A 25973-nucleotide genomic window follows, 5' to 3' on the forward strand; every position below is an offset into this window, starting at 1 on the left:
GTACTACCGGGCCTGCGCATCAACGACGCCGGAAACCGCTGTGTCTAGCCGGCGGCCAGCTTCGCCTTGACCTCACCCGCACTCGGGTTGGTCAGGGTGGACCCGTCGGCGAACTTCACCGTGGGAACCGTGCGGTTGCCGCCGTTGACGGAACTGACGAACTCCGCTGCTGCCGCGTCGCGTTCGATGTCCACCTCGTCGTAGGGGATGCCCTGGGCCTTGAGCGCGGTCTTCAGCCGGAAGCAGTACCCACACCAGGTGGTCGAATAGACGGTGAGCGCAGCGTTGGTCATGACTCGTTAACGTAACGAAGCGATGAACCATTCCGAGCGTGGCCCCGCCGAAAACCGCGACACGCCAGGTTTGTCGGCCCGCGCTGCGAAGATGGACGCCATGTCTGTGGTGACCGACCCGTTGACCGCGGGCCTGGACGACGAGCAGCGCGAAGCGGTGCTGGCCGCGCGCGGGCCGGTCTGTGTGCTGGCCGGTGCCGGAACCGGCAAGACGCGCACCATCACCCACCGCATCGCTCACCTCGTCGCCGACGGGCATGTCGCCCCCGGCCAGGTGCTGGCGGTGACGTTCACCCAGCGCGCGGCCGGTGAGATGCGGTCCCGACTGCGCTCGCTGGATGCCGCCGCCCAGCTGGGTGCCGGTGTCGGCTCGGTGCAGGCACTGACTTTCCACGCTGCGGCGCGTCGCCAGTTGCGCTATTTCTGGCCGCGGGTGGTCGGCAACACCCGCTGGGAGTTGCTGGATACCAAATTCGCCGTGGTGGCCCGTGCGGCCAGCCGGTCCCGGCTCAACGTCAGCACCGACGACGTGCGCGACCTGGCCGGCGAGATCGAGTGGGCCAAGGCGTCATTGATCGGCCCCGAGGAATACCCGGGTGCGGTGGCCGCCGCCGGCCGCGACACCCCGCTGGACGCCGAGCAGGTCGCGGCCGTCTACACCGCCTATGAGGCGCTCAAGGTTCGCGACGAGGACGTCACGTTGCTCGACTTCGACGACCTGCTGCTGCACACCGCTGCGGCAATCGAAAACGACGCCGCGGTGGCCGGCGAATTCCGGGACCGTTATCGCTGCTTCGTCGTCGACGAATACCAGGACGTCACGCCGCTGCAGCAACGGGTGCTCTCGGCGTGGCTGGGCGACCGGGACGATCTGACCGTGGTCGGCGACGCCAACCAGACCATCTACTCGTTCACCGGCGCCTCACCGCGCTTCCTGCTGGACTTCTCCCGCCGATTCCCGGGTGCCACCGTGGTGCGGCTGGAACGCGACTACCGGTCCACCCCGCAGGTGGTGTCGCTGGCCAACCAGGTCATCGCCGCCGCCCGGGGCCGCGTCGCGGGCAGCCGACTGCAGCTGATCGGCCAGCGCCCACCGGGTCCGGCGCCGTCCTTCCGGGAACACCCCGACGAGGCCACCGAGGCTGCCGCGGTGGCCGCCAAGATCGCGGGCCTCATCGAATCCGGCACCGCGCCAAGCGAAATCGCGATTCTGTACCGGGTCAACGCGCAGTCTGAGGTGTATGAAGAAGCGCTGACCGAAGCCGGTATCGCCTATCAGGTCCGCGGGGGTGAGGGGTTCTTCAACCGTCAGGAAATCAAGCAGGCGCTGCTGGCCCTGCACCGCAGCGCCGAACGCGGTGCCGATGGTCCGCTGCCCGAATTGGTCCGCGCCGTCCTCGAGCCGCTGGGATTGACGGCCGGCGAGCCCGCCGGTACCAAAGCCCGCGAACGCTGGGAGGCCCTCACCGCGCTGGCCGAGTTGGTCGACGACGAAGTCGCCCTGCGTCCGGAGCTGCAGCTGCCGGAGTTGGTGGCCGAGCTGCGCAAGCGTGCGGACGCCCGGCACCCACCGGTGGTGCAAGGTGTCACGCTGGCGTCGCTGCACGCCGCGAAGGGCCTGGAGTGGGATGCGGTGTTCCTGGTCGGGCTGGCCGACGGCACGCTGCCCATCTCGCACGCGCTGGCGCGCGGCCCCGACAGTGAGCCGGTCGAAGAAGAGCGCCGTCTGTTCTACGTCGGAATCACAAGGGCACGTGTGCATTTGGCGTTGAGCTGGGCGCTGTCGCGGACCCAGGGCGGACGTCAGACGCGTAAGCCGTCGCGGTTCCTCAACGGCATCGCGCCTGAGCTGCGCGGCGATCCGGCGCCGGCCAGGTCGCGGCGCAACCGCGGCCCGTCGCGCTGCCGGATCTGCAACAAGGACCTCACCACGCCGGCGGCCATCATGCTGCGGCGCTGCATCACCTGCGCCGGTGACGTGGACGAAGACCTGCTGCTCAAACTCAAGGCGTGGCGCTCGGACCGGGCCAAGGAACACAAGATCGCCCCGTTCATGGTTTTCAGCGACAACACCCTGGTTGCGATCGCCGAGATGCTGCCGACCGACGACGAGGGCCTGATCGCCATCCCCGGCATCGGCGCCACCAAACTCGCGCAGTACGGGCCGGATCTGCTCGAAATGGTCCGGCACCCGCGCTGACCGGTAAACCCGCAGGTCAGAAAATCGGTTGTCGCAACAGGCTGGGACGCATTACCCTCGAATCGCATTGTGCCGGCCGGTATCGAAGGCTGGTGCGCAGAGCAATCTGGAAGGAGGGTGGCCCGCGATGTTCAACACGATCGACGTAACTGCGTCCGGCGTAGGCGTGGCTGCCCGCATGCTCTCGAGCACCATTGCCGCCGCCGCTGCGGCGGCCGCGGGTAAGCACCGCGTCGCCGCCGCGACTGAAGCGTCCATGGATTGGGGCTGCATATAACGACGTAGCAAGCCCAGTTTCGCCAAATGGCCACGGACCCCGAAGTCACCAGGATCCGTGGCCATAGCTTTCGGGAAGCCCGATTCCCGACCTGGCCCGGATCGCCGAAAGACAGCCAAACCGACCAGGAAGCAGGTGAACAGGACATGTCGGCTCTGACAGTCCCCAGACAGACGCTGCCGTGTCACGGCGGCGATCCCGACCTGTGGTTCGCCGAGACACCGGCGGACCTCGAGCGCGCCAAGACGCTGTGCACGGACTGCCCGGTTCGGCGGCAGTGCCTGACCGCCGCACTCGACCGGGCCGAACCGTGGGGGGTGTGGGGCGGCGAGATATTCGAGCGGGGCTCGATCGTCAGCCGCAAGCGCCCGCGCGGACGTCCGCGCAAGCAGGCCGCGTAGGCAACGTCAACTCAGACGGGTACCGCGTCCGGTTCGCTGAAGCCCGGGATCAGCTCCTCCGAGAGCGCCTTGATCGGCACCCGGGCGTCCAGCTGACACAGGATCGCGGCCACCGACGCGATCACCCGCATCGGGATCGCCAGCTTGGGCGGCAGGTCCATCTGCCGTGCCGTCTTGATCTGCGCGACGGACCGGTCGAACTGGCTGACCGTCATCCGCTGCAGCCACTTACGGGTGTAGTGGAAGACCTCGACCTCGATGGGTTCGACGTACTGGCGCAGCATCTCGTCGATCTCGCGGACCGACACGTCCTGGCCCCGCTGGATGAACCCGACCTTCTCCATGGTGGGCAGCAGCAGGTCGTAGTTCTTGTCGCGGGCCAGCCGGATGGTCATCCCGAGTTCGATGGGATAGCCGCCCGGCAGCGGTGCCACCGCGCCGAAGTCGATGACGCCCAGACGCCCGTCGGGCAGCAGCATGAAGTTGCCGGGGTGGGCGTCGCCGTGCAGCATCTCCAACCGGCGTGGCGCGTCGAAGGTGAGTTCGAGCAGCCGGACGCCGATCAGGTCGCGTTGCTCGGTGGTGCCGTGCCGGATGATTTCGGCCATGTGCAGGCCGTCGATCCACTCCTGGATCACCACCTTCGGCGCGCTGGCCACCACATGCGGCACCAGGAAGTGCGGGTGACCCTCGTAGGCCTTGGCGAAGGCCCGCTGATTGTCGGCTTCCAGGCGGTAGTCCAGTTCCATCTCGGTGCGTTCGATCAACTCGTCCACCACGCCCTGGACGTCGGCGCCGGGGGCGAGTTGTTTGAACACGCCGACCAGCCGCTGCATGGTCTTGAGGTCGGCGCGCAGGGCTTCGTCGGCACCCGGGTACTGGATCTTGACGGCGACTTCGCGACCGTCGTTCCAGATCGCCTTGTGCACCTGGCCGATGCTGGCCGACGCCACCGGGGTGTCGTTGAATTCACGGAAACGTTCGCGCCATTTGGTGCCGAGCTGGGCGTCGAGGACCCGGTGCACCTTGGCGGCCGGCAACGGGGGGGCGTCTTTCTGCAGTTTGGTCAGCGCTTCGCGGTAGGGCTCACCGAACTGCTCGGGGATGGCGGCTTCCATCACCGACAGCGCCTGGCCGACTTTCATCGCGCCGCCCTTGAGCTCGCCGAGCACGGTGAACAGCTGGTTCGCCGCCTTTTCCATCAGCTCGGCGTTGACTTCGTCCCGCGACTTGCCGGTTAACCGCTTGCCGAAGCCCAGAGCGGCCCGGCCGGCCATGCCGACCGGCAGGCTGGCGAGTTTTGCATTGCGGGCCGCACGGCCACGCTTGATTTCTGACACTCCACCATCATCCATCACGGCCAGGGCATCCGTTGCATCGATTCCGCACAGTCAGCGGTGGTTCGTCAGCGATATGTAGTCTCTTCGGGTCGCACTCGAACACTTCCCCAGATTCCCTGTCCCGGAGGGTGGACCGACCGTATGTCAGCCAAACAAACCCAGCACGACGCCGCCGACGCCTTGTTCCGGGCCATCATCGAAACCCTGGACAAGCACCGCAATGAGCGGACCCTGACCGAAGACGTGCTGGACTCCCTGGCCCGGGCCTACGCGTCGATCTCGACGAACGTCCCCGAGCAGGGCCGGTTGGGCTAACACTGGCACAGCGGGTGCCGGGTCCACTGGCGCGCGACGATGGCGCTGCTGTTCAGGTCGAATTCCAGCGTCGCGTTCAGGGCCGACGGGGGAGCGGGCCGCTGGCCGCGGACCGCAGCGATGACCTGGTTCACCTGGCCGAGCGCCAGCGCCGCAGTCGCCAGCAGGGTGGCCCGGTCCGCGACGCCGACGGTGTCGCGCAGTTGCGCGGCGATGGCGGGCCACGCCGCGTCGCGGTCGCGGCGGTGGAAGTCCGCGCAGCTCAAGCAGCTGGTGACGCCCGGGATGACGAGCGGTCCGACCAGCCCGGTGCCGTCGCGTACCCGTACCGCCAGGTGTGGGACACCCGTGCTGTGCAGATCGCGCAGGATCCGCGGATCGGCAACCAAATAATCGGCCAACACCACCAGGTCGACGGTGCTGGACACCGTCGCGTGCGGTTGGCTGCTGTGCCCGATCCGGACCCCCGAGCTGCGCAGGGCCGGCACCAGTAGGTCAGACAGCGGACCCCGTCCGTGCACCCTGATCGACGCCGCGCGGGCGGCGGTGGGTCGCGAACCTCGGGTCGCGACCCCGTGGTTGACCAGCTGGGTGACCAGGTCGGTCAGGTCCTCGCCGTCGGCCTGGCGCTGCAGCTCGGTCATCGGCGTCGGTGACCGCATGGACCGCAACACGGCGGCCAGTTTCGTCGCGGTCAATTCACCGGGCGGGCGGACCAGCACGGCCCGGCGCGGATCCCAGCCCACCTGGACCGCGCCGTCGGGTCGCAGCAGCACCGGCATGGCCGGGTCCAGGCAGTACAAGCAAGGTGCGGGCCGCGCCATGACGTGTCACGCTGCCACGCCGGCGGGGACCGTCGTACTCAGTTATCCACAGGACCGGTGTCGCGGCCGTCGTCGTCGAGCTTGGCCTGCAGGTCGGAAAGCGCCTTGTCGATCCCGCTGGTGTCGCCGCCGATCACCGCGTCGATGAAGGCCGCCGGGTCGTCCAGGTCGTCCGCGCCGGGCAGTAGGTCAGGGTGTTGCCAGACCGCGTCGCGCGCATCCATGCCCGCAGCCTGCGTCAGGCGCTCCCACAACGCCCCGGCCTCGCGCAGTTTGCGTGGGCGCAGTTCCAGCCCGACCAGCGTGGCGAACGTCTGTTCGGCGGGGCCGCTGCTGGCCCGGCGTCGGCGCAACGTCTCGCTCAGCGCAGCTTCGCCGGGCAGGCGGTCACCGACGGCGGCGGTCACCACCGTCTGCACCCATCCCTCGATCAACGCGAGCAGCGTCTCCAGCCGTTCCAGCGCCTGAGTCTGCGCCGGGGTGGCCTTGGGCTCGAACACCCCCTGGCTCAACAGCTGTTCCATGGCGGCCGGGTCGGCCAGCGACGCCGGGTTGAAGTCGCGGGCCAGCTCCTCGATTCCGCTCATGTCGATCTGCATGCCCTGGGCGTAGGCCTCGACGGCGCCCAGCAGCTGGCTGGACAACCAGGGCACGTGACTGAACAACCGGTGATGGGCGGCCTCGCGGGCGGCCAGAAACGTCATGATCTCGCTGCGCGGCTGCTCGAGCCCGGCGGCGAAGGCCTCCACCGCGTCGGGCATGATCGCGGCAATTCCTTTGGGCCCCAACGGTAGACCGATGTCGGTGGAGGTCAGCACCTCCTTGGACAGCCGGCCCAGGGCTTGGCCGAGCTGAGAGCCGAATGCGATGCCGCCCATCTGCGACATGACCTGCAGCAGTGGCCCCGCCATACCCTTGGCTTCCTCCGGCAGCGAGGACACCCACACCGACGAAATCTGTTGCGCCATCGGGTCGCACAGCCGTTTCCAGGTGTGCAGGGTGTTGTCGACCCAATCGGTGGGGCTCCAGCCCGTGGCCCTGGTGGTGCCGGCCGGCAGTGCCGTGGCGCCGTTCAGCCACGTCTCGGCCAGGTGCACCGCGTCGGAGATCGCCGAATTGGTGGTGGCCGGAATGGGAGCGACGAACCCGAGCGAACCGGACGCCACCTGGCGGGCCAGGTCGTAGTTGACCGGGCCGCTGTCCTTTCCCGATGCCCCCGACGCCATCGCGCTGCCGACACCGCCGAACATCTCACCCAGCCGGGTGAACAGCTGGCCGAGGTTGGCCATGTCGAAGTCGCCGCCCAAACCGAACGGGTTCGCGCCCGATCCGGAGTTGGGATCGTTCTTCCCGCGCTTCTCGTGCTCGGGGTCGTCTCCCGAGGAGAAGCCGAAGGGCAGGTCAGCCATGGGGTCAACGGTACCCACCGGGGAAACAGAAAGCGCGGTGCGCCGTCACGCTCGCAGCTGAATCGGTCGTGGACGGCGCCGATTAGTGTGTTCTGCGTGAACAGGCGGATTTTGACGTTGATGGTCGCGCTGGTGCCGATTGTGGTGTTCGGCGTGCTGCTGGCGGTGGTGACGGTTCCGTTTGTGTCACTGGGCCCGGGACCCACCTTCGACACCCTGGGGGAGGTCGACGGCAAGCAGGTGGTCCAGATCGAGGGGACCCAGACCCACCCCACGACCGGTCACCTCAACATGACGACGGTGTCCCAGCGCGACGACCTGACCCTGGGTGAAGCCATCACGCTGTGGATCTCGGGTCAGGAACAGCTGGTTCCGCGCGATCTGGTCTACCCGCCGGGAAAGTCGCGCGACGAGGTCGACAAAGCCAACAACGCCGACTTCAAGAACTCCGAGGACAGCGCCGAGTACGCCGCCCTGGGGTATCTGAAGTACCCCGAGGCGGTGACGGTGGCCACGGTCACCGGGGACGGGCCGTCCGCGGGCAAGCTCAAGCCGGGCGACGCCCTCGATGCCGTCGACCGCACGCCGGTGGCCACGGTCGAGCAGTTCACGGCGCTGTTGAAGAACACCAAGCCGGGCCAGGTGGTCACCATCGACTTCCGGCGCAAGAACGAGCCACCCGGCGTCGCGGAGATCACCCTGGGCAGCAACAAGGACCGCGACTACGGGTTCATGGGGGTCGGCGTGGTGGACGCGCCGTGGGCGTCGTTCAGCGTGAACTTCAACCTGGCCAATATCGGCGGCCCGTCGGCCGGGCTGATGTTCAGCCTGGCTGTCGTCGACAAACTCACCACCGACGACCTGGCCGGTTCGACGTTCGTGGCGGGCACGGGAACCATCAGCGTCGACGGCAAGGTCGGGCCGATCGGGGGCATCACGCACAAGATGGCGGCCGCCCGCGCGGCCGGCGCCACCGTCTTCCTGGTGCCGGCGAAGAATTGCGTCGAAGCCGTCTCCGAGATCCCGTCCGGGTTGCGGCTGGTGAAGGTCGAAACGCTGAGCTCGGCAGTCGATGCGCTGCGCGCGATGAAGGCGGGGGCGGCCACCCCGAGTTGCTAGCCCCGCGGGCAGGCCGGGCCGGTCGGCGCGATGCGTACAGTTGTGACCGTCGGGAAACTAGAGCAGGGAGCGTAGCCAGTGGGAATGCGGCCCGCCGCAAGGATGCCGAAGCTGACTCGGCGTAGCCGGATTCTGATCCTGATCGCACTCGCGGTGATCGTGTTGCTGCTGGCCGGCCCGCGCCTGATCGACGCCTACGTGGACTGGCTGTGGTTCGGCGAACTCGGCTTCCGATCGGTGTTCACCACCGTGCTGGTCACGCGCATCGTGGTGTTCCTGGTGGCCGGGCTGCTGGTCGGCGGCATCGTGTTCGCCGGTCTGGCGACGGCTTACCGCACCCGCCCGGTGTTCGTCCCGAGCAACGAAAACGACCCGGTGGCGCGGTACCGCGCGGTGGTGATGAGCCGGCTGCGGTCGGTGGGCATCGGTGTTCCGGCGTCGTTCGGCGTGCTGGCCGGCATGGTGGCGCAGAGTTACTGGGTGCGGGTGCAGCTGTTTCTGCACGGCGGCGACTTCGGCATCACCGATCCGCAGTTCGGCAAGGACCTCGGGTTCTACGCATTCGAGCTGCCGTTCTACCGGTTGGTACTCAGCTACCTGTTCGTCGCGGTCTTCCTGGCGCTGCTGGCCAATGTGGTCGCGCATTACCTGTTCGGCGGCATCCGGCTGTCGGGGCGCGCGGGGGTGCTGAGCCGCTCGGCACGGATCCAGTTGGTCACCCTGGTCGGTGTCCTGGTCGTGCTCAAAGCGGTGGCCTACTGGCTGGACCGGTACGAGCTGCTGTCGCACACCCGCGGCGGCAAGCCGTTCACCGGCGCCGGTTACACCGATATCAACGCCGTACTGCCGGCGAAACTAATCCTGATGGCGATCGCGCTGATCTGTGCGGCCGCGGTGTTCTCCGCGATTACGCTGCGCGACTTGCGGATTCCGGCCATCGGCTTGGTGCTGCTGTTGCTGTCCTCGCTCATCGTGGGTGCCGGGTGGCCGCTGATCGTCGAGCAGATCAGCGTCAAACCCAATGCCGCGCAGAAGGAAAGCGAATACATCAGCCGAAGTATCACGGCGACCCGGCAGGCGTACGGTCTCACGTCAGATGTGGTGACTTACCGCAACTACACCGGCGACAGTCAGGCGACCGCGCAACAGGTCGCGGCCGACCGCGCCACCACCTCCAACATCCGGTTGCTCGATCCCACGATCGTCAGCCCCGCGTTCACCCAGTTCCAACGCGGCAAGAACTTCTACTTCTTCCCCGAGCAGCTGTCCATCGACCGCTACAAGGACCGCACCGGTGCGCTGCGCGACTTCGTCGTCGCCGCCCGCGAACTGAACCCGGACCGGTTGATCGACAACCAGCGCGACTGGATCAACCGGCATACGGTGTACACCCACGGCAACGGGTTCATCGCGTCACCGGCCAACACCGTGCGCGGCATCGCCAACGACCCGAACCAGAACGGCGGCTACCCGCAGTTCCTGGTCAACGTCGTCGGCGCCAACGGCAGCATCGTGTCCGACGGTCCGGCCCCGCTGGACCAGCCCCGGGTCTACTTCGGACCGGTCATCGCCAGCGCGACCGCCGACTACGCGATCGTCGGTAAGACCGGGGCGGACCGCGAGTACGACTACGAGACCAGCAACGAAACCAAGAACTACACCTACACCGGCGGTGGTGGGGTGCCGATCGGCAGCTGGCTGACCCGGTCGGTGTTCGCGGCGAAGTTCGCCGAGCGAAACTTCCTGTTCTCCAACGTGATCGGCTCGAACAGCCGGATCCTGTTCAACCGCGACCCGGCGCAGCGGGTGGAGGCGGTGGCGCCGTGGCTGACCACCGACAGCGCGGTCTACCCGGCCATCGTCAACAAACGGCTGGTGTGGATCATCGACGGATACACCACCCTGGACAACTATCCGTACTCCGAACTCACGTCGTTGTCGTCGGCGACGGCGGACTCGGCCGAGGTGGCGTTCAACCGGCTGGCCCCCGACAAGCGGGTCTCCTACATCCGCAATTCCGTCAAGGCAACCGTGGACGCCTACGACGGAACCGTCTCGCTTTACCAGCAGGACGAGAACGATCCGGTGCTCAAGGCTTGGATGCGGGTGTTCCCGGGCACCGTAAAGGCCAAGAGTGAGATCTCCGCCGAACTGGCCGATCATCTGCGGTACCCCGAGGACCTGTTCAAGGTGCAGCGCATGCTGCTGGCCAAGTATCACGTCAACGACCCGGTGACGTTCTTCTCCACCTCGGACTTCTGGGACGTGCCACTGGACCCCAACCCGACCGCCAGCAGCTATCAGCCGCCGTACTACATCGTCGCCAAAAACCTTGCCAAGAACGACAATTCGCCGTCATATCAGTTGACCAGCGCAATGAACAGGTTCAAACAGGACTTCCTGGCCGCCTACATCAGCGCCAGTTCGGACCCCGCGACGTACGGCAAGCTCACGGTGCTCACGATTCCAGGCAACGTCAACGGACCGAAGCTGGCCAACAACGCCATCACCACCGACCCGGCGGTGTCCCAGGACCTCGGGGTGATCGGGCGCGACAACCAGAACCGCATCAAGTGGGGCAATCTGCTCACGTTGCCGGTGGGGGAGAACGGTCTGCTCTACGTCGAACCGGTCTATGCATCGCCGGGGGCCAGCGACGCCGCATCGTCGTATCCGCGATTGATCCGGGTGGCGATGATGTACAACGACAAGATCGGTTACGGGCCGACGGTCGGCGACGCGCTCACCGGGTTGTTCGGGCCGGGTGCGGGTGCCGCGGCGACCGGAATTCAGCCCACCGATGCGGGCTTGCCGGCCAACTCGCCGGGCACGCCACCGCCGGCGTCCGGACCGGGCGCGCCGCCGCCGACGGCCGCGATCCCGTCACCCCCCGATGGTGCGAGCACCTTGTCTCCGGCCAAATCCGCTGTGCTGCAAGAAATTCAGGCTGCGATCGGAGCGGCCCGGGATGCGCAGAAGAAGGGTGACTTCGCTGCGTACGGGTCGGCGCTGCAGCGGCTCGACGAAGCCATCACCAAGTTCAACAGCACGAAGTAGGGAGGCGGGTCGTCCGACCCGCCCGCACCGCTCCGCGGGCGTCGTGCCCCGCCCTGCTCGCCGCCGCCGCCCAGCTCCGCCCCGCTCCGCTCCGCCCCGCTCCGCTCCGCGAGCGTCGTGCCCGCCGCGAGCGCCCTCATATGTGCGCTGAACGGCCACTTTCTGCGGCATTATGGGGACGCTCGCCGCGGTCTCAAGCATCCTTCGCGTCGGCCATACACTCGGCGCGACACGTAACACTCAATAAGAAGAAGGCGACCATGCCCGAACCTGCGGTCCTCGTCGAACGTGACGGCCACGTATTGACGCTCACTCTCAACCGTCCCGAGAAGCGCAACGCCTTCAACTCGGAGATGTTGTGTCGCTTGGCCGATGCCTGGGATCTGCTCGACAGCGACCCGGAACTCAGAGTCGCCATCATGACGGGGGCGGGCGGAAACTTCTCTGCCGGTGCCGATCTCGACCGTTTAGTCGGTGCGCTGCTGTCCGGTGAACCGGCTCAGAATGAGTACGAAGAGCGTGTGCGGCAGGACTTTTCGTTGATCTATAAGGGTTTCCTGAAGGACCGCTACGTCAAGAAGCCCATTGTCGCCGCGGTGGAAGGCTACTGCTACGCGGGCGGCATGGAGATCCTGCAGGCGTTCGACATTCGGGTCGCTGCCGAGGACGCGCAGCTCGCGGTCAGTGAGGTGCAGCGCGGACTGTTCCCGATGAGCGCGTCGACGGTGCGGCTGCCGCGTCAGATCCCGTACACGGTCGCCATGGACATGCTGATCGTCGGCGACCCGATCACCGGTCGACGGGCTTATGAAGTGGGGTTGGTCGGGCACGTGACCCCGAGCGGCGGTGCGCTGGTGCGGGCCCGCGAACTGGCCGAGAGGTTGGCCGCCAACGGCCCTCTGGCGGTGCGCAACATCAAGGCGTCGGTGGTCGAGAACCTGACCAAGGCCGAAGCCGACGCGTTTCCCCGGGAATTGGAGTTGGGGATGGAGGTGATGGGCTCGCACGACGCCAAGGAGGGCCCGCGCGCCTTCCTGGAGAAACGCCCGCCGAACTTCACCGGAGCCTAGGGTTCGCCGGGCCTGCCAGGCGATTTGGTGGGCTCCCCGACGTTGGGTAACCTTGCGTTTACCGACGCGGGGTGGAGCAGCTCGGTAGCTCGCTGGGCTCATAACCCAGAGGTCGCAGGTTCGAATCCTGTCCCCGCTACCAACGTGAATGGTCCTCAGGCAACAGCCTGGGGGCCATTTTCGTGCCTTTCGGGAAACACTGTGGCGACCTCCGCAAAGCTAACGGTCGCAAGGGAACGGGTCGGGAACGCTTCGGCGCTACGCAGCGGGCCAGCAGGGGTGCGCTGGACCGTCCGGTCCGATCAAGCCAGTCGCGCTCTGGCCTACGTCGGCTTGACCCGCGGCCGCGACGCAAACATCTCGCCATCTACCCCGTTGTCACCATCGCACCCACCAACACCACGAAGCCGGCGCAGGCATCCGCGAGATGCGCCTGGGCATCAAATACGCAGCCCCCCAGCAGCTCCTGCCCTCAGTTGCAGGCTTGGCGCCGGCGCGAGGCCCAGCCCCCCGCAAGTGAAATCGCCTACCACGCATCACCGCCACCACCCACCAGCGTCGTCACCGCAAACGCAATGGGTACGGTCTCGAACTCTAATTGCCTACCGCCGAACCCGTTCTGCTGCCCTCGTCACTGCGTGGCATTGACTTCGGTCAACACCAGCGCCGCTTCGTTGTACGGAAACAGGCGGTAGAACACGCGAGAGGCGCCGGTAACGAGGGCTGCCGCCTCAGCCTTGCTGACGAGGCGCGGATCAGCGAGCGCGATACTCTTGCCGCGCTTGTGAAGCACCGCCTGTCCAGCAGCGAACACATTCTTCAGCCAGTCCGATTTCAGCCCGTACCCGACGAGAACGACGAAGCCGTCGCGGATGGGAAAAACCAACAGCGGCGTTCGATAACGCTTGCCTGACTTGCGTCCGACATGTTCGAGTGTTCCTTGACCTGGAAGCCACGGCGTGATCGACCGAGCCGTTGGGTTGGTGACTCGACTATTGAACTTTGCCACGGCCCTGGGCACCCGCATGGACCCTCCCCGTTCCTATCCGAGCTTGAAATGATCAGTATCTGTGGGAACGCTACGGCCCGGAGCGGATCGCCGTCACTAGGGAGTTAGCTGGTGCCATGTCGCGGAGGTCCGGTGCGAATGGGCCCACCGAGGCGCGACATCATTGACGCCGTAGCGCTGGCATCGTGGTTCTTGATGCCGGCCGCTACATCCGCGTCTGCTCCCAGTACGTCGTCGATCTCGGCCGCTGTGTCGCGCCAGGTGTTCCTGCGCCGCTGATCCCAAATCGGTGGCAATGTCCCCACTCATGCCGGCATGGGCACCAGCGCGCTGATGTCGTCACCTTGCATGAGCTTCATGATCAGGTTCAGGTCAAAATAGGTGGTCCAGCGAGTAATCCGCCCCTCGCCGTCGACGACAAAGGTCCCCATGACCGGAATGGCCGGCTTGCTTCCGTCGGGAGTCGAGTCAATCAACGTAAGGATTACCGACAGGTTCTCCTGTCCCCGCTACGAGCGTGAACGGCCCTCCGCGAGCCCCTTCAACCGCTTCAACGTATCCGCCAGGGTGCGCCCCACCTGCCGCACCGCAATCCGGTCCGCGATATAGCCCAGCAACCCCCCGGGTGCTTGGTATGACAGCCGGAACGTCACTTTGGTCTCGCCATCGCCGGCGTCGCGCAGCCGGATCCTCCCGCGCAGTGTGATACCCGTGATACCCACGAAAGCCACATCGCGGCCCTCGTCGAATTCGACCACCTCGATCAACCCGCCGATGGGGACCGAGCCGATCTTCCAGTGCACGATGTACCGCGCACCCACGCCGGCGGCCTGTTCGCTGGCCGTTTCCCAGCGCTCGAGGTTGCTCATGAAAGACGGGTAGCTGTCCGGGTCGCCGACCAGCTTCCACACCGCATCTTGGTCCGCGTCGATCACGCACTGTCGTTCGACGCGCATCAGCCCAACACCGGGAATCGACGTTCGGCGGCCAATCGATCGACGCCGCCCTGCAGACTTTCTATGACCTTGTCGTGCACCGCCTGATCGTCCCCGTCGACCTCGATCGGTTCCTGCACCTCGATCACGATCTTGCTGGGCAGCGGTATGTGGCCCGCGAGGTCGCTGATGTTCAACCCCCAGGGGAACGCCAGCGATATCGGAATACTCTTGAGCCGCAACAACTTATCCGCCATGAGCAGCTTGGCCAGCCATTGGCCGCGGTTGAGGAACAGCGCACTTTCCTGGCCACCGACGCTGGCGACCGGAACGATCGGCACGCCGGCATCGCGGGCCAGTCGCACGTATCCCATCCGGCCGCCGAAGTCGACCTTGTGCCGTTCCCATGATGGCCGGAACACCTCGTAGTCGCCGCCGGGGTAAACCAGCAGCGCGGCTCCGGATTCCAGTGCCAGACGGGCATTTTCGTGGTTTGCGGCGACGGTGCCGAACTTGCGTAGCCAGCCCAGCGGCGGCGCGGAGACGACAAGATTGTGCGCCAATTGGTAGAAGGGCCGCTCGACACCGAAGTACGAGCAGAACGCAAGGGTGAAGACGAACGTGTCGGGCGGGACATTCCCGCCGCTGTGGTTGCCGACCAGCAGCACCGGCCCGTCGGCGGGAATGCGGTCCAGCCCGCGTACGTCGGCCCGGAAGTAGAGTGACGCGATGAGCCACGTTCCCGGCAGCTGATCGCGGATGTAGTCCGGGTCGCGTTGGTCGAGATCGGCTTTGGGGACCCGGGACGCCACTTGCTTGCGGGTCCAGTCCATGACCTCGCCGATGACGCCCATGTTCGTCCTGTCCCTCGGTCCGCGTCGATGCGGGCAATCGTCTCGTGTGTAGCAACCGACTACCCGCAGGGCTTTGCTTTCACACCAGCGAATCGACACCGGCGAATCGGCATCTCGCCCCCTGCTTGCAAAGACCATCGGCAACCGGAAATGACTGCGGCACAACCGAGTCCAGATACATCAGACCAGCTTTCACGCGACCCCACTCGAATGAACGGCGTTGTCGGCAGAGCGCGGTAGGGTCCGGTCCATGTCGGACAGTAGAAAGCGCAGGAAGGCCAAGCAGGCGCGGCGCGCTGCGCGTCGGAAGCGTCGCGAGCAGCAGCAGGAAGAAGAGTTCTCGCTTGTTGACGCGGTGCGGGAGGCGCTCGCCGACGAACATCCGTTGGCCCTGTTGCACACGGTGAGTTTCCTCATCCAGGCGACGTTGCCTCGATATTGCGCCGATGAAGCCGATGAAGCCGATGAAGAGGTGGTCGGCCTCGACGAACTCATCGACAGCTTCATCGCTACCGAGCTTCGCGAAACGACGGCGCTCCTAGCGGTGCTGGCCGCGCTGCTCGATGACGAGGAGCAGCGGACGCGTTGCCAACGAGAAGTCGCCGCGCGCGACCACGACCTGCCTCCGTGGATCATCGAGCTACCTGACACGCAGGTCGATCGGGCGGTGCGGATGACGCACGTGATCGGTGACGGCGACGAGGTGATGCTCGGTGTGCGCCTGCCCTCCGGACACGAGATTGCCTGCGCGGCCTACGTCGATCACGCCAGTTCGACCGAGGTGACGGACGCGTTCTTCGTTCCCTCGTCGCTGCAGGAAGTTCTCGACGTCGCGACGCGCAGCCGCACCGATACCGACAGCACGTTCGTCGAGATGAGCCTGGCCGACGCCCGCGCCTGGTTGCGACGGGGTGTCGAGGTAGAGGGCGTGACGTCGCTGTCCGACGAGTCGGACACGTGGCCGGCAAGTCGTCCGCTGCTCCGGTGGCTGGTCCGGCGGCTACCGGAGGGAGGCAGTGACTATCAACCGCCGTTTTACAGCGCGGCACAGGTCAACGAGTTGTTGGACAGGTTCTTCGCCACCGTGCCGGGCCGGGGGTTCGACGACTACGACCGGGAGTTGTTGCGCGCGTGCATCAAAGACGGCACCGGGGATCCGTTGCGCTGGAGTGCCGGACGCCTACGTGGCCTACCGGAGCGACTGCCGGACCTCGACGACTATCCCTGCGGTCGGTCCGGCACGGTGCAGAATCTGCCGGATCTGCTGCGGGCGTACGTTCCGTTCGCGCACGCCGAAAGCGGCATCCGCGCGGAACTGACTACCGAAGCCCTGGCCGCCATCGACGAGCTCGAGCCAGAGCTTCGCCGCGGTTAACCGCCCCCGCCGCCCAGCCGCGATATGGATTCAGACCTGCGCAAATGGGTAAAATCGTAGGCGCCTTCACAAACTAGGGCTACCGGTATTCGGGCCTCGCGGCAAAATCAGTGCCGAGCTTGGTTCTTGGAGGGGATATGGCGTCGAAGCGGATCACCAGACAGGTCGAGGAGCAATCCGCCCAGGTCAGGTGGTTGTCACCATGTTGAGAACCGGTGCGGGGTACCCCAACGTGGTCGTGACGGCAGTGGCGTCCACGACCGCGCTCGCGGCGGACGCCGAAGAAACGTGGCAGCGACTGCTCGGGGGCCACAGCGGCATCCGGGAACTGGACAAACCGTTCGTCTCAGAATTCGACTCCCCGGTCCGCATCGGTGGGACGTTGCGCGAGGACTTCGATGAGCATCTCAACCGCGTCGAACTGCGTCGGTTCGCCTTCATGCAGAAGATGGCGGCGGTGCTGAGCCGACGGCTGTGGGAGCAGGCCGGATCCCCGGAGGTCGACACCGATCGGCTGATGGTGGCGGTCGGTCTCGGCCTGGGCAGTACCGAGGACATCCCGCTCTGGCACAACGTCTGGAAGGTCAAGGGGCTGCGCGCGGTGACGCCGATATCGGTGCAGAAGCACATGCCGAACGCGCCGGCCGCCGTGATCGGGCTCGACATGAAGGCCAAGGCAGGCGTGATGACGCCGGTGATGGCCGACGCGTCCGGCACCGCGGCCATTGCGCATGCCTGGCAGAACATCGTGCTCGGAGAGGCCGACGTCGCGATTGCCGGCGGCGTCGAGACAGTGATCGAAGCGGTGCCCGTTGCCACCTTCTGGCAGCTCGGCATGCTTTCCACCAGCAATGACGATCCTGCCGGCGCCTGCCGCCCCTTCGACGTGACCCGGGAAGGCATGGTGTTCGGCGAAGGGGGCGCACTGCTGCTGATCGAAACCGAGGAGCACGCCAAAGCCCGCGGGGCAACGATCCTGGCCCGGTTGATGGGCGCGGCCACTACCTCGGACGGATGCGATCTGGTGCGCCCGGATCCCAGTGGCGAGCGGGCTGGCGACGCCATCGCCCGCGCGATTGACGTCGCCGGGCTGGAGCCGGCGGACATCGATCACATCAACGCGCACGCCGCCGGCACGACGTTCGGCGACGTCGCCGAAGCGCGCGCGATCCGCCGAGCGCTGGGCGGTCACGCGCCCGCGGTGTACTCGGCCAAAGCGGCGCTGGGGCACTCGCTCGGCGCGGCGGGTGCCATCGAGGCGGTGCTGACCGTACAGGCGCTGCGCGACGGGATCGTGCCGCCCACGTTGAACCTCGACACCGTCGACCCTGAGATCGACCTCGACATCGTCACCGGCGAGCCGCGTCGGGGTAATTACCGTTATGCCGTCTCGGAGTCGTTCGGGCTGGGCGGGAACAACGTCGCCGTGGTGTTCGGCGCGGCCTGATCATGTGCCCGGCGAGTGCCACTCCGGCGGTCGACCGGGTATAGGAGTGGATGTGAAGCGACTCAACGGTGTGGACGCCTTGATGCTGTACAGCGAGACACCGGAGATCCACATGCACACGTTGAAGATCGGCGTGCTCGACATCTCGAATTTCGAGCAGGACTTCAGTTTCGAGGCATTCCGGCAGATCGCCTATCCGCGGCTGATGGCGCTGGAGCCGCTGCGCTATCAGTTGGTGGACATTCCGCTCCAGCTGCACCACCCGATGTGGCGGACCAACGAGGACATCGACGTGGACTACCACCTGCGCCGGGCCCGCGTACCGGCGCCGGGCGGCCGACGTGAACTCGACGAACTGATCGGTCACATCGCGGCCACACCGCTGGACCGCTCTCGTCCGTTGTGGGAGATGTACGTTGCTGACGGCCTCGAACAGGGCCGCATCGCGATCATCCACAAGGTTCACCATGTGCTGGCCGACGGCGTCGCCTCGGCCAACCAGATGGCCCAGGCGATGGCGACCGAGCACCCGGACGCCGTGCACCGCACCGGCACCGGCCCCCTGCCGACGCGCACACACCTGCTCGGCACGGCCGCACGGGACCACGCCGGGTTGATCCGCAAGCTGCCCCGGCTGGTCAGTGAGACGGCCGGCGGCGTGCAACGGGTGCGACGCCGAGCCAAAGAGCGGGGCACCCACCCCGACCTGGCCCGGAATTTCGCGCCGCCGCAGAGTTTCATCAATCACCGGGTGACTCCCGGGCGCCGGTTTGCGACCGCGCCGCTGGCGTTGGCCGATGTGAAGGAGACGGGTCGGCATCTCGGCGTCACGCTCAACGACGTCGTGCTGGCCACCGTGGCCGGTGCGTTGCGCCGACTGTTGCTGCGCTACGACGGGCTGGCCGACGCCCCGTTGATCGCCGGCGTTCCGGTGAGCTTCAACACCTCGCCGGAACGCTTGGCAGGCAACGAGTTCACCTACATTACGCCGTCGTTGCCGGTCCATGTCGACGATCCGCTGGAGCGGGTGAGGTTGACGTCGGTCGCGACCAAGATCGCCAAGGAGAACCACCAGCTGCTCGGCCCCACGGTGCTGCCGGCGTGGTTGTCCTATCTGCCGCCATCGTTGGCGCCGAGGTTGTTTCGGACGCAGGCCCGCCGCGTGGAGTCGGCCAGTGTGATGAACCTGACCGTGTCGAATGTGCCCGGACCGCGGGAACGGGGACACATCCAGGGCGCCGTTGTCAGCGAGATCTACTCTGTCGGACCGATTGTCGCTGGCAGCGGCATGAACATCACGGTGTGGAGCTACGTTGATCAGCTGGCCATCTCGGTGCTGACCGACGATGTGACGCTGGCCGATCCGCACGAGGCCACCGATGCGTTGATCGATTCGTTCACCGAAATACGTAGTGCTGCCGGTCTTTCCGATAGTCTGACGCCGGTGGGCACGGCGCTGCCGGTGGCCACGGCGGTGCCGGCGGCCGGGTGAACGCCGAGATTTCAGCGTTACCCTCAATATCATTGTCGCACTGAGCGACTCATGAAAGGACGCCATGACGGACCCCGGTAGGCTGGCACGCCGCAACGCGACCGTCATCGAGCACATGCAGAGCGAGAACGTCCAGGAATGGGACCGGACGATGGCGACGTTCAGCCACCCCCGCTACGAGTTGCCGGACGGGACGGTGTTCGACGGCGCCGACGAGGTGATGCGGTACTGGATAGATGGCCGCTCCATGGTGCCTGATCAGCGCAACGAACTGATCGAACTGACTCACTTGGACGGTGACCAGGTCCTGATCGAATTCTGGTTGCGTGGCACCCCGTCGGCGACGGGTGAACCGTTCGAGGTGCGGTTGTGGGCAGTCTTCGATTTCGACGACGCGGACCTGATCACCGGCGAGCGGGTCTATGCCAGCTGTCCACTCGGTGCGGAATGATTCCGCCCCGGCCGCCCACAGATGTTTTCGTCCACCCGGTGACGGGAACCTCAACGTGTGCCGAATCGCGAGGAGCCGATCACAGCTATGCCCGGTGAGGTGACGGAATCGGTCCGCAGCCTTATTCCCGCCCGCATCGACCGCCTGCCCTGGTCTCCGTTCCACACTCGCATGGTGGTGGCGCTGGGGGTGGCCTGGATCCTGGACGGCCTGGAGATCACCGTGGCCAGCGCGGTGGCCGAGACCCTCACCGAACCTGCGACGCTGCACCTGTCGCCGGCGTCGGTCGGTTTCCTGGCGACGGTCTATCTGGCCGGTGAGGTGTTCGGCGCGCTGTTCTTCGGCCACCTGTCCGACAAACTGGGCCGACGCAATCTGTTCACCATCACCTTGGGTGTGTACATGATCGGCAGCGCCCTGACTGCGTTCACGCTGGGCAACAACTTCGGCTGGCTGCTGTTCCTCTACATCACCCGGTTCATCGCCGGAATGGGCATCGGCGGCGAATACGCCGCCATCAACTCGGCGATCGACGAACTGATCCCGGCCCGTTACCGCGGCCGGGTCGACATCGCGGTCAACGGCACCTATTGGGCCGGGGCCATCCTCGGCACGCTGGGCACCTTCGTCTTCCTCAAGATGATCGACCTCAGCCTGGGCTGGCGGCTAGCTTTTCTGATCGGGCCGGTGCTCGGCCTGGTCATCGTGTTCGTCCGGCGGAACCTGCCGGAAAGCCCCCGTTGGCAGGTGATGAACGGCCGCGCCGAGGAGGCCGAGCAAACCATCACCCTCATCGAGCACGCCATCAAATCCACCGGCGTCTCGCTGCCCCCCGTCGATCCGGCGAAGGCGATCGACCTGCTCCCCGCCGAGAAGATCGGATATCTGACGCTGACCCGGGTGCTGTTCCGGCTCTATCCGAGCCGGGCCGTGCTAGGCGCCTCGTTGATGATCAGCCAGTCGTTCCTGTACAACGCCATCTTCTTCACCTACACGCTGGTGCTGGGCAAGTTCTACGACGTTCCGGCGCAGTCGACGCCGTTGTATCTGATCGCGTTCGCGGTGGGAAACCTGTTGGGGCCGTTGACACTCGGACATTTGTTCGACACGATCGGCCGGCGCAAGATGATCGCCGGCACCTACCTGTTGTCCGGATTGCTGCTGGCGGTGAGCGCTGTCCTGTTCAAGGCGGGCGTGCTCAGTGCGCTGACTCAGACCGTGGCCTGGTGCGCAATTTTCTATGTCGCGTCGGCCGGGGCGAGTGCGGCCTATCTGACGGTCAGCGAGATCTTCCCGCTGGAGGTCCGGGCGAAGGCGATTGCGGTGTTCTTCGCCATCGCCCAGTGTTTCGGCGCCCTGGGCCCGGTCATCTACGGTGCGCTGATCGGCGACGGCTCTGAGTCGATGCCGCTGTTCCTGGGCTACCTGCTGGGCGCGGGGGTGATGATCGCCGGCGGGTTGATCGCCTGGTTCCTGGCCGTTGACGCCGAGGGTAAATCGCTGGAAGACATCGCCACCCCACTGGCAGCTGCCACCGAATGAGGTGTATGTATGTCTTCGACCGCATTAAGCAGCTAGTGCGGGTTTGCTGCGGATAATGTCAGATGATGAGCGATCGCTCGGTGGGGCCGGACAGAGCTCGAGAGGGATACCAGTGGTCTTCCGTGCAGACCAGGAGATCGGCAGAGACCTCGCCGCTGTCGATTGGTCCTCCACCCCACTAGGGCCCGTCGACGAGTGGCCGCAGAGTCTGCGTACGGCGGTCAGTATCCTTTTGTCGTCCCAGTTTTCGATGTGGATGGGGTGCGGACCCGAGCTCACTTTCTTCTGCAACGCCGCGTACCGCCGCGACACCCTGGGACGCAAATATCCGTGGGCGCTGGGCCGGCCGGCCAGTGAGGTGTGGGCCGAGATCTGGCCGGATATCTCGCCGCGCGTGGAGCGCGTGCTGGATGCCGAGGAGTCGACCTGGGACGAGGCGTTGCTGCTCATCCTGGAGCGGTCCGGCTACCCCGAGGAGACCTACCACACGTTCTCCTACAGCCCGCTGCGTGACGACGACGCGCGCGTGGTCGGTTTGCTGTGTGTCGTCAGCGAGGACACCGGCCGGGTGATTGCGCAGCGTCGTATGGCGACGATGCGCGACCTGGGTTCCGATCCCAGCGTGGGACGCACGGATCGGCAGATGCTGGATTTCGCCGCTCAGCAACTCAGTCTCAACCCCTACGACCTGCCCTTCACCATCACCTATCTGTTCGACGACCAGGGTGACGCGCAGCTCGCCGGTGTCAGTGGGATCGCTGCCGGGCACCCGGCGGCACCGGAGATCGTGCCGCGGTCCGGTACGTCGGTGTGGCCCGTGGAACGGGTATCGCACGGTGAATCCGAACTCGTCGAACTGGACGGCGCCGCACTGCAGCTGCCGTCCGGCGCCTGGCGCGAACCGCCCACCCGCGCACTGCTGGTGCCGCTGCTGCAACAGGGTGGCCCACCGGTCGGATTCCTGGTCGCGGCGCTGAACCGGCACCGTGAGTTCGACGACGGTTACCGCGGATTCGTGGAGTTGGTCGCCGGCTACCTGGCCACCGGCGTGAGCGATGCCCGCAGCTATGAGGCGCAGCAACAGCGCGCCGAGGCACTCGCCGAGCTCGACCGCGCCAAGACCACGTTCTTCTCCAACATCAGCCACGAATTCCGCACTCCGCTCACCCTGATCCTCGGGCCCGTCGAAGAGTTGAGCGGCCGAGCGGTCGGCGTCGACGACTACGCGCGCCAGGAACTGGAGCTGGTGCACCGCAATGTCCTGCGGCTGGCCAAGCTGGTCAACACGCTGCTGGACTTCTCGCGCATTGAGGCGGGCCGGATGCGCGCCCGGTTCGAACCCGTCGACCTAGCCACGGCCACCGCCGAACTGGCCAGCGTGTTCCGCTCGGCGATCAGCCAGGCCGGTCTGACGTTCGTGGTGGACTGCCCGCCGCTGCCCGAACCGGTGTACCTGGACCGTGAGATGTGGGAGAAGGTGATCCTGAACCTGCTCTCCAATGCGCTGAAGTTCACCTTCGAGGGCTCCATTACCGTCCGGGTGGCCCGGGAGGACGACCACGCCGTCGTCACGGTGACCGACACCGGGATCGGCGTGCCGGCAGCGGAGATGCCCCGGCTCTTCGAACGCTTCCACCGGATCGAAACGGCCCGCGCCCGGTCCACCGAGGGCAGTGGTATCGGCTTGGCGCTGGTCAAGGAACTCGTCGGATTGCACGAGGGCACGATCACCGCGGAGAGCCAGGAGGGCGTGGGCACGTCGTTCCGCGTACGGTTGCCGTTCGGCGCGAGTCATCTGCGCACCGACGAATTGAGCACGGCACCCGCCGCGCCCCCGGCCACCGGCGCGGTGGCCGCACCGTTTGTGCAGGAAGCGTTGCGCTGGCTGCCCGGCCCGCCGGACCAGCCCGACGCCGCTCCGGTGGCGGGGGCCCGGGCCCGCGTCCTGGTCGCCGACGACAACGCCGACATGCGTGAATACCTGGCCAATCTGCTGGGCGCGGCGGGCTATGCGATCAGCACATTCAGTGACGGCGTGACGGCGCTGGAAGCCATCCGCACCCAGCTTCCGGATCTGGTGATCAGCGACGTGATGATGCCGGGCCTGGATGGTCTGCAGCTGCTGGCCGCGCTGCGCAACGATCCACGTACCGCGGCGCTGCCTGTCCTGCTGCTGTCCGCGCGCGCCGGTGAGGAGGCTTCTGTCGAGGGTCTGCTGGCCGGTGCGGACGACTACCTGGTCAAGCCTTTCGTCGCCGCGGATCTGCTGGCCCGGGTGCGTACCAACGTCGATCTCGCGCGCCTGCGGACCCACCACGCCCGGTGGCGCACCGCCCTGGTGGACTCCTTGCAGGAAGCCTTCTTCATCTGCGACGAGCACGGCGCGGTCATCGAAATCAACACTGCCTTCACCGATATTCTCGGCTTCGGCCCCGAAGATCTGCCTTATGAGCCCCTGCACCCGTGGTGGCCGGACGCCGAGACCGACCCCGAGGGTCACCGACTGGCCGGAGAGGCGTTCGCGGCGCTACTGAGCCAGAACCAGGGTGGCTACACCATCCCGGTCGTGCACCGGGCCGGGCACCGGGTGTGGGTGGCGGTCAGCTTCAACCATGCCGCCGATCCGGACACCGGGCGCCAGGTCATGGTGGGCACGATGCGTGACGTCACCGCCGAGCACTATTTCGTGCAACGGCAGACGGCGCTCGCTGCGCTCAATCAGCAACTGGCGCAAGCTGATACATTGGATGAGGCGCTGCGTGGCGCGGCCGAGGAGTTGCGCCGGGTGTGGCAGGCCCGCACTGTGCTGGCGGTGACGTTCCCCAGCGACGCCCCGCGCGGGAGTGCCCCCCAGCTCGTGTGCGCCGGCGACGCGGTCAAGTGGACCGATCTGCCGCCGGCCCGGCGCGAACTGATCGAGTCACTGCGCGGCGCCGACCTGCTCACCACCGTCAGCGACGAGGCGGGCAGCGCGGGTATCGCGCTGCAGCAGCCCCGCGGGATCCTGGTCGTCTGGATTCAGCTGGCCGAGAACCGGGAGTTCACCCCCGCCGACCACACGTTGCTCACGGTGCTGGCCGGGCGGCTCGGACAAGGGCTGCAGCGGGTCTACCAATTGGACGAGCAGCGCGAAACAGCGGTGGCGCTGCAGCACGCCATGCTCGGTCCGGCGCACCCGCCCGGCGGCATCGCCGTGCGCTACCACCCCGCGAGTCGTCCGCTTCAGGTCGGTGGCGACTGGTACGACGTCGTCGACCTCGACGACGGGCGGGTCGCCCTCATTGTGGGTGACTGCGTCGGGCACGGGTTGGCGGCCGCCACGGTGATGGGCCAGCTGCGTAGCGCATGTCGCGCGCTGCTGCTCGAACAATCAAGTCCCAGTGCGGCTCTCGCGGGTCTGGACAGGTTCGCCGCACAGTTGCCCGGCGCCCGGTGCACCACCGCGTTCTGCGCGGTACTTACGCTCGACACCGGAGAACTGTTGTACGCCAACGCAGGTCATCCGCCGCCCATCCTGGTGCATGCCGACGGCACCAAGGTGTTGCTGGACGGTGAACACGGCCTGCCGCTGGCGCTGCGGCCGCAGTGGCTGCGGCCGGAAACGCAGATCACGATGCCGCCGCGGGCGACGTTGTTGCTCTACACCGACGGGCTGGTTGAACGCCGCGGCGCATCGCTCGACGACGGGATGGCCCGCGCTGCCGATCTGGTGCAGGACAGTCGCTCGCAGGAGCTCGACGAGGTAGCCGACCACCTGATGGCCGGCCTGGAACCCACCGGTGGTTATCCCGACGACGTGGCCGTGCTGCTTTATCGCCAACCTGCCCCGCTGACAATGGAATTCACCGCCAACGCCAACCACCTGGCCGGCAGCCGAGCTGCCCTGCGCGGCTGGCTGACCCAGGTCGGCGTCGACCCGCACCAGATTCAGGACGTGCTCACCGCCACCGGAGAGGCCGTCGCGAACGCGATCGAGCACGGTCACCGCGACCGTCCCGAGGGCACCGTCTCGCTGCGCGCGAGCGCAGTGGTCGACCGCCTGCAGGTCACGGTCACCGACACCGGAGTGTGGAAAACTCCGACGGCCACCCCAGGGATGAGCCGTGGTCGCGGAATCTCCCTGATGCGAGTCCTGATGGAAGACTTCAGCATTCACTCCACCGACGCCGGCACGACCGTTCACCTGTACTCGAGGATCGCGTAATGGCTACACCGCTCAGCCTCAACACAGACCGTGCCGCAGACGGGACGCCCCGGGTGGTGGCGACGGGTGAGATCGACCTCAGCAACATCGTGGTGTTCAAACGGGCGCTCACCGCCGCCAACGGCGGCACCCGCGGGCCCATCACGATCGATCTCAGCGCGGTCAGGTATGTGGACAGCGCCGGCATCAACGCGCTCTTCGATCACGCCGACGCTGTCGACGATCTGCATGTGATCGTCCATCCGCTGCTCGTCCGGGTGCTCACCGTCAGTGGTTTCAGCAAGATCGCGACCGTCGAGTCGGCCGGTGTGGACGGCGCCCGCTGACTACCGGCGGGAAGCCTGAGTTGCGCAGGTTAT

The 25973-nt window shown here is 66.6% G+C and carries 21 protein-coding genes and 1 tRNA gene; 14 read left to right on the forward strand and 8 right to left on the reverse strand.

The genetic code is table 11. From position 1 onward, the window contains the following. Positions 1-44: 44 nt before the first annotated feature. A complete protein-coding gene (mrx1, locus tag AC5Y5Z_RS21665; RefSeq protein ID WP_463828222.1) occupies positions 45-293 on the reverse strand; it encodes a mycoredoxin Mrx1 in 249 nt (82 codons plus the stop codon). Between the two features lie 100 nt (positions 294-393). Between mrx1 and AC5Y5Z_RS21670 the strand changes: the two genes are divergently transcribed. Beyond that, positions 394-2493, forward strand: coding sequence for an ATP-dependent DNA helicase UvrD2 (locus tag AC5Y5Z_RS21670; RefSeq protein ID WP_499927443.1), 2100 nt, complete (start codon positions 394-396; stop codon positions 2491-2493). Positions 2494-2916: 423 nt separating this feature from the next. After that, positions 2917-3171 (forward strand): WhiB family transcriptional regulator, encoded by a 255-nt coding sequence (locus AC5Y5Z_RS21675; protein WP_463828219.1) that lies wholly within the window; start codon positions 2917-2919, stop codon positions 3169-3171. Between the two features lie 11 nt (positions 3172-3182). Here the strand turns inward: AC5Y5Z_RS21675 and AC5Y5Z_RS21680 are convergent, their stop codons facing one another. Next, positions 3183-4526, reverse strand: a complete 1344-nt coding sequence (locus AC5Y5Z_RS21680; RefSeq protein ID WP_463828218.1) for a macrolide-binding ATPase MABP-1 — start codon at positions 4524-4526, stop codon at positions 3183-3185. A gap of 126 nt (positions 4527-4652) precedes the next feature. Here AC5Y5Z_RS21680 and AC5Y5Z_RS21685 point away from each other — a divergent pair, with 126 nt between their 5' ends. Beyond that, positions 4653-4826, forward strand: a complete 174-nt coding sequence (locus AC5Y5Z_RS21685) for a hypothetical protein (protein WP_463828217.1) — start codon at positions 4653-4655, stop codon at positions 4824-4826. On the opposite strand, the gene AC5Y5Z_RS21690 is transcribed toward AC5Y5Z_RS21685, so the two are convergent. After that, positions 4823-5650, reverse strand: coding sequence for a cyclodehydratase (locus AC5Y5Z_RS21690; protein ID WP_499927446.1), 828 nt, complete (start codon positions 5648-5650; stop codon positions 4823-4825). The genes AC5Y5Z_RS21685 and AC5Y5Z_RS21690 overlap by 4 nt on opposite strands. 38 nt (positions 5651-5688) lie before the next feature. Then, positions 5689-7059, reverse strand: coding sequence for a zinc-dependent metalloprotease (locus AC5Y5Z_RS21695; protein WP_499927448.1), 1371 nt, complete (start codon positions 7057-7059; stop codon positions 5689-5691). A 96-nt stretch (positions 7060-7155) separates the two neighbouring features. Here AC5Y5Z_RS21695 and AC5Y5Z_RS21700 point away from each other — a divergent pair, with 96 nt between their 5' ends. The 4 genes from AC5Y5Z_RS21700 (at position 7156) to AC5Y5Z_RS21715 (ending at position 12447) form a co-directional block, all read left to right on the forward strand. After that, complete coding sequence (locus AC5Y5Z_RS21700; RefSeq protein ID WP_463828214.1) at positions 7156-8178, forward strand: YlbL family protein; 1023 nt, start codon at positions 7156-7158, stop codon at positions 8176-8178. Between the two features lie 78 nt (positions 8179-8256). Then, complete coding sequence (locus AC5Y5Z_RS21705) at positions 8257-11235, forward strand: UPF0182 family protein (protein WP_499927451.1); 2979 nt, start codon at positions 8257-8259, stop codon at positions 11233-11235. 260 nt (positions 11236-11495) lie between these two features. Further along, positions 11496-12305 (forward strand): crotonase/enoyl-CoA hydratase family protein, encoded by an 810-nt coding sequence (locus tag AC5Y5Z_RS21710; RefSeq protein WP_499927453.1) that lies wholly within the window; start codon positions 11496-11498, stop codon positions 12303-12305. Positions 12306-12370: 65 nt separating this feature from the next. Beyond that, a tRNA-Met gene (locus AC5Y5Z_RS21715) sits at positions 12371-12447 on the forward strand. Between the two features lie 489 nt (positions 12448-12936). On the opposite strand, the gene AC5Y5Z_RS21720 is transcribed toward AC5Y5Z_RS21715, so the two are convergent. The 4 genes from AC5Y5Z_RS21720 to AC5Y5Z_RS21735 all read right to left on the reverse strand — a co-directional run bounded on the left by AC5Y5Z_RS21720 (position 12937) and on the right by AC5Y5Z_RS21735 (position 15103). Beyond that, on the reverse strand, positions 12937-13332 hold the full coding sequence (locus AC5Y5Z_RS21720) for a nitroreductase family deazaflavin-dependent oxidoreductase (RefSeq protein WP_463827517.1): 396 nt from the start codon (positions 13330-13332) through the stop codon (positions 12937-12939). A 287-nt stretch (positions 13333-13619) separates the two neighbouring features. Further along, positions 13620-13790, reverse strand: coding sequence for a hypothetical protein (locus AC5Y5Z_RS21725; RefSeq protein WP_499927456.1), 171 nt, complete (start codon positions 13788-13790; stop codon positions 13620-13622). A gap of 33 nt (positions 13791-13823) precedes the next feature. After that, entirely contained in the window at positions 13824-14270 is a 447-nt protein-coding gene (locus AC5Y5Z_RS21730; RefSeq protein ID WP_499927457.1) for an SRPBCC family protein, read from the reverse strand. Next, on the reverse strand, positions 14270-15103 hold the full coding sequence (locus AC5Y5Z_RS21735) for a lysophospholipid acyltransferase family protein (RefSeq protein ID WP_473139211.1): 834 nt from the start codon (positions 15101-15103) through the stop codon (positions 14270-14272). The genes AC5Y5Z_RS21730 and AC5Y5Z_RS21735 overlap by 1 nt, the downstream gene beginning before the upstream one ends. A gap of 250 nt (positions 15104-15353) precedes the next feature. On the opposite strand from AC5Y5Z_RS21735, the gene AC5Y5Z_RS21740 reads away from it, so the two are divergent. From AC5Y5Z_RS21740 to AC5Y5Z_RS21770, 7 genes are all read left to right on the forward strand, one after another. Then, positions 15354-16478, forward strand: coding sequence for a hypothetical protein (locus AC5Y5Z_RS21740; RefSeq protein WP_499927459.1), 1125 nt, complete (start codon positions 15354-15356; stop codon positions 16476-16478). 202 nt (positions 16479-16680) lie between these two features. Continuing rightward, positions 16681-17925, forward strand: coding sequence for a KasA/KasB family beta-ketoacyl-ACP synthase (locus AC5Y5Z_RS21745; RefSeq protein WP_463827521.1), 1245 nt, complete (start codon positions 16681-16683; stop codon positions 17923-17925). A gap of 52 nt (positions 17926-17977) precedes the next feature. Next, entirely contained in the window at positions 17978-19417 is a 1440-nt protein-coding gene (locus AC5Y5Z_RS21750; RefSeq protein ID WP_499927461.1) for a WS/DGAT/MGAT family O-acyltransferase, read from the forward strand. Between the two features lie 64 nt (positions 19418-19481). Beyond that, entirely contained in the window at positions 19482-19868 is a 387-nt protein-coding gene (locus AC5Y5Z_RS21755; RefSeq protein WP_499927463.1) for a nuclear transport factor 2 family protein, read from the forward strand. Positions 19869-19967: 99 nt separating this feature from the next. After that, a complete protein-coding gene (locus tag AC5Y5Z_RS21760; protein WP_499927465.1) occupies positions 19968-21410 on the forward strand; it encodes an MFS transporter in 1443 nt (480 codons plus the stop codon). A 55-nt stretch (positions 21411-21465) separates the two neighbouring features. Continuing rightward, a complete protein-coding gene (locus AC5Y5Z_RS21765; RefSeq protein ID WP_499927467.1) occupies positions 21466-25614 on the forward strand; it encodes a SpoIIE family protein phosphatase in 4149 nt (1382 codons plus the stop codon). Further along, on the forward strand, positions 25614-25940 hold the full coding sequence (locus AC5Y5Z_RS21770; protein WP_463827526.1) for an STAS domain-containing protein: 327 nt from the start codon (positions 25614-25616) through the stop codon (positions 25938-25940). The genes AC5Y5Z_RS21765 and AC5Y5Z_RS21770 overlap by 1 nt, the downstream gene beginning before the upstream one ends. Positions 25941-25973 lie beyond the last annotated feature (33 nt).

The sequence above is a fragment of the Mycobacterium sp. NGS29 genome, assembly GCF_059812965.1.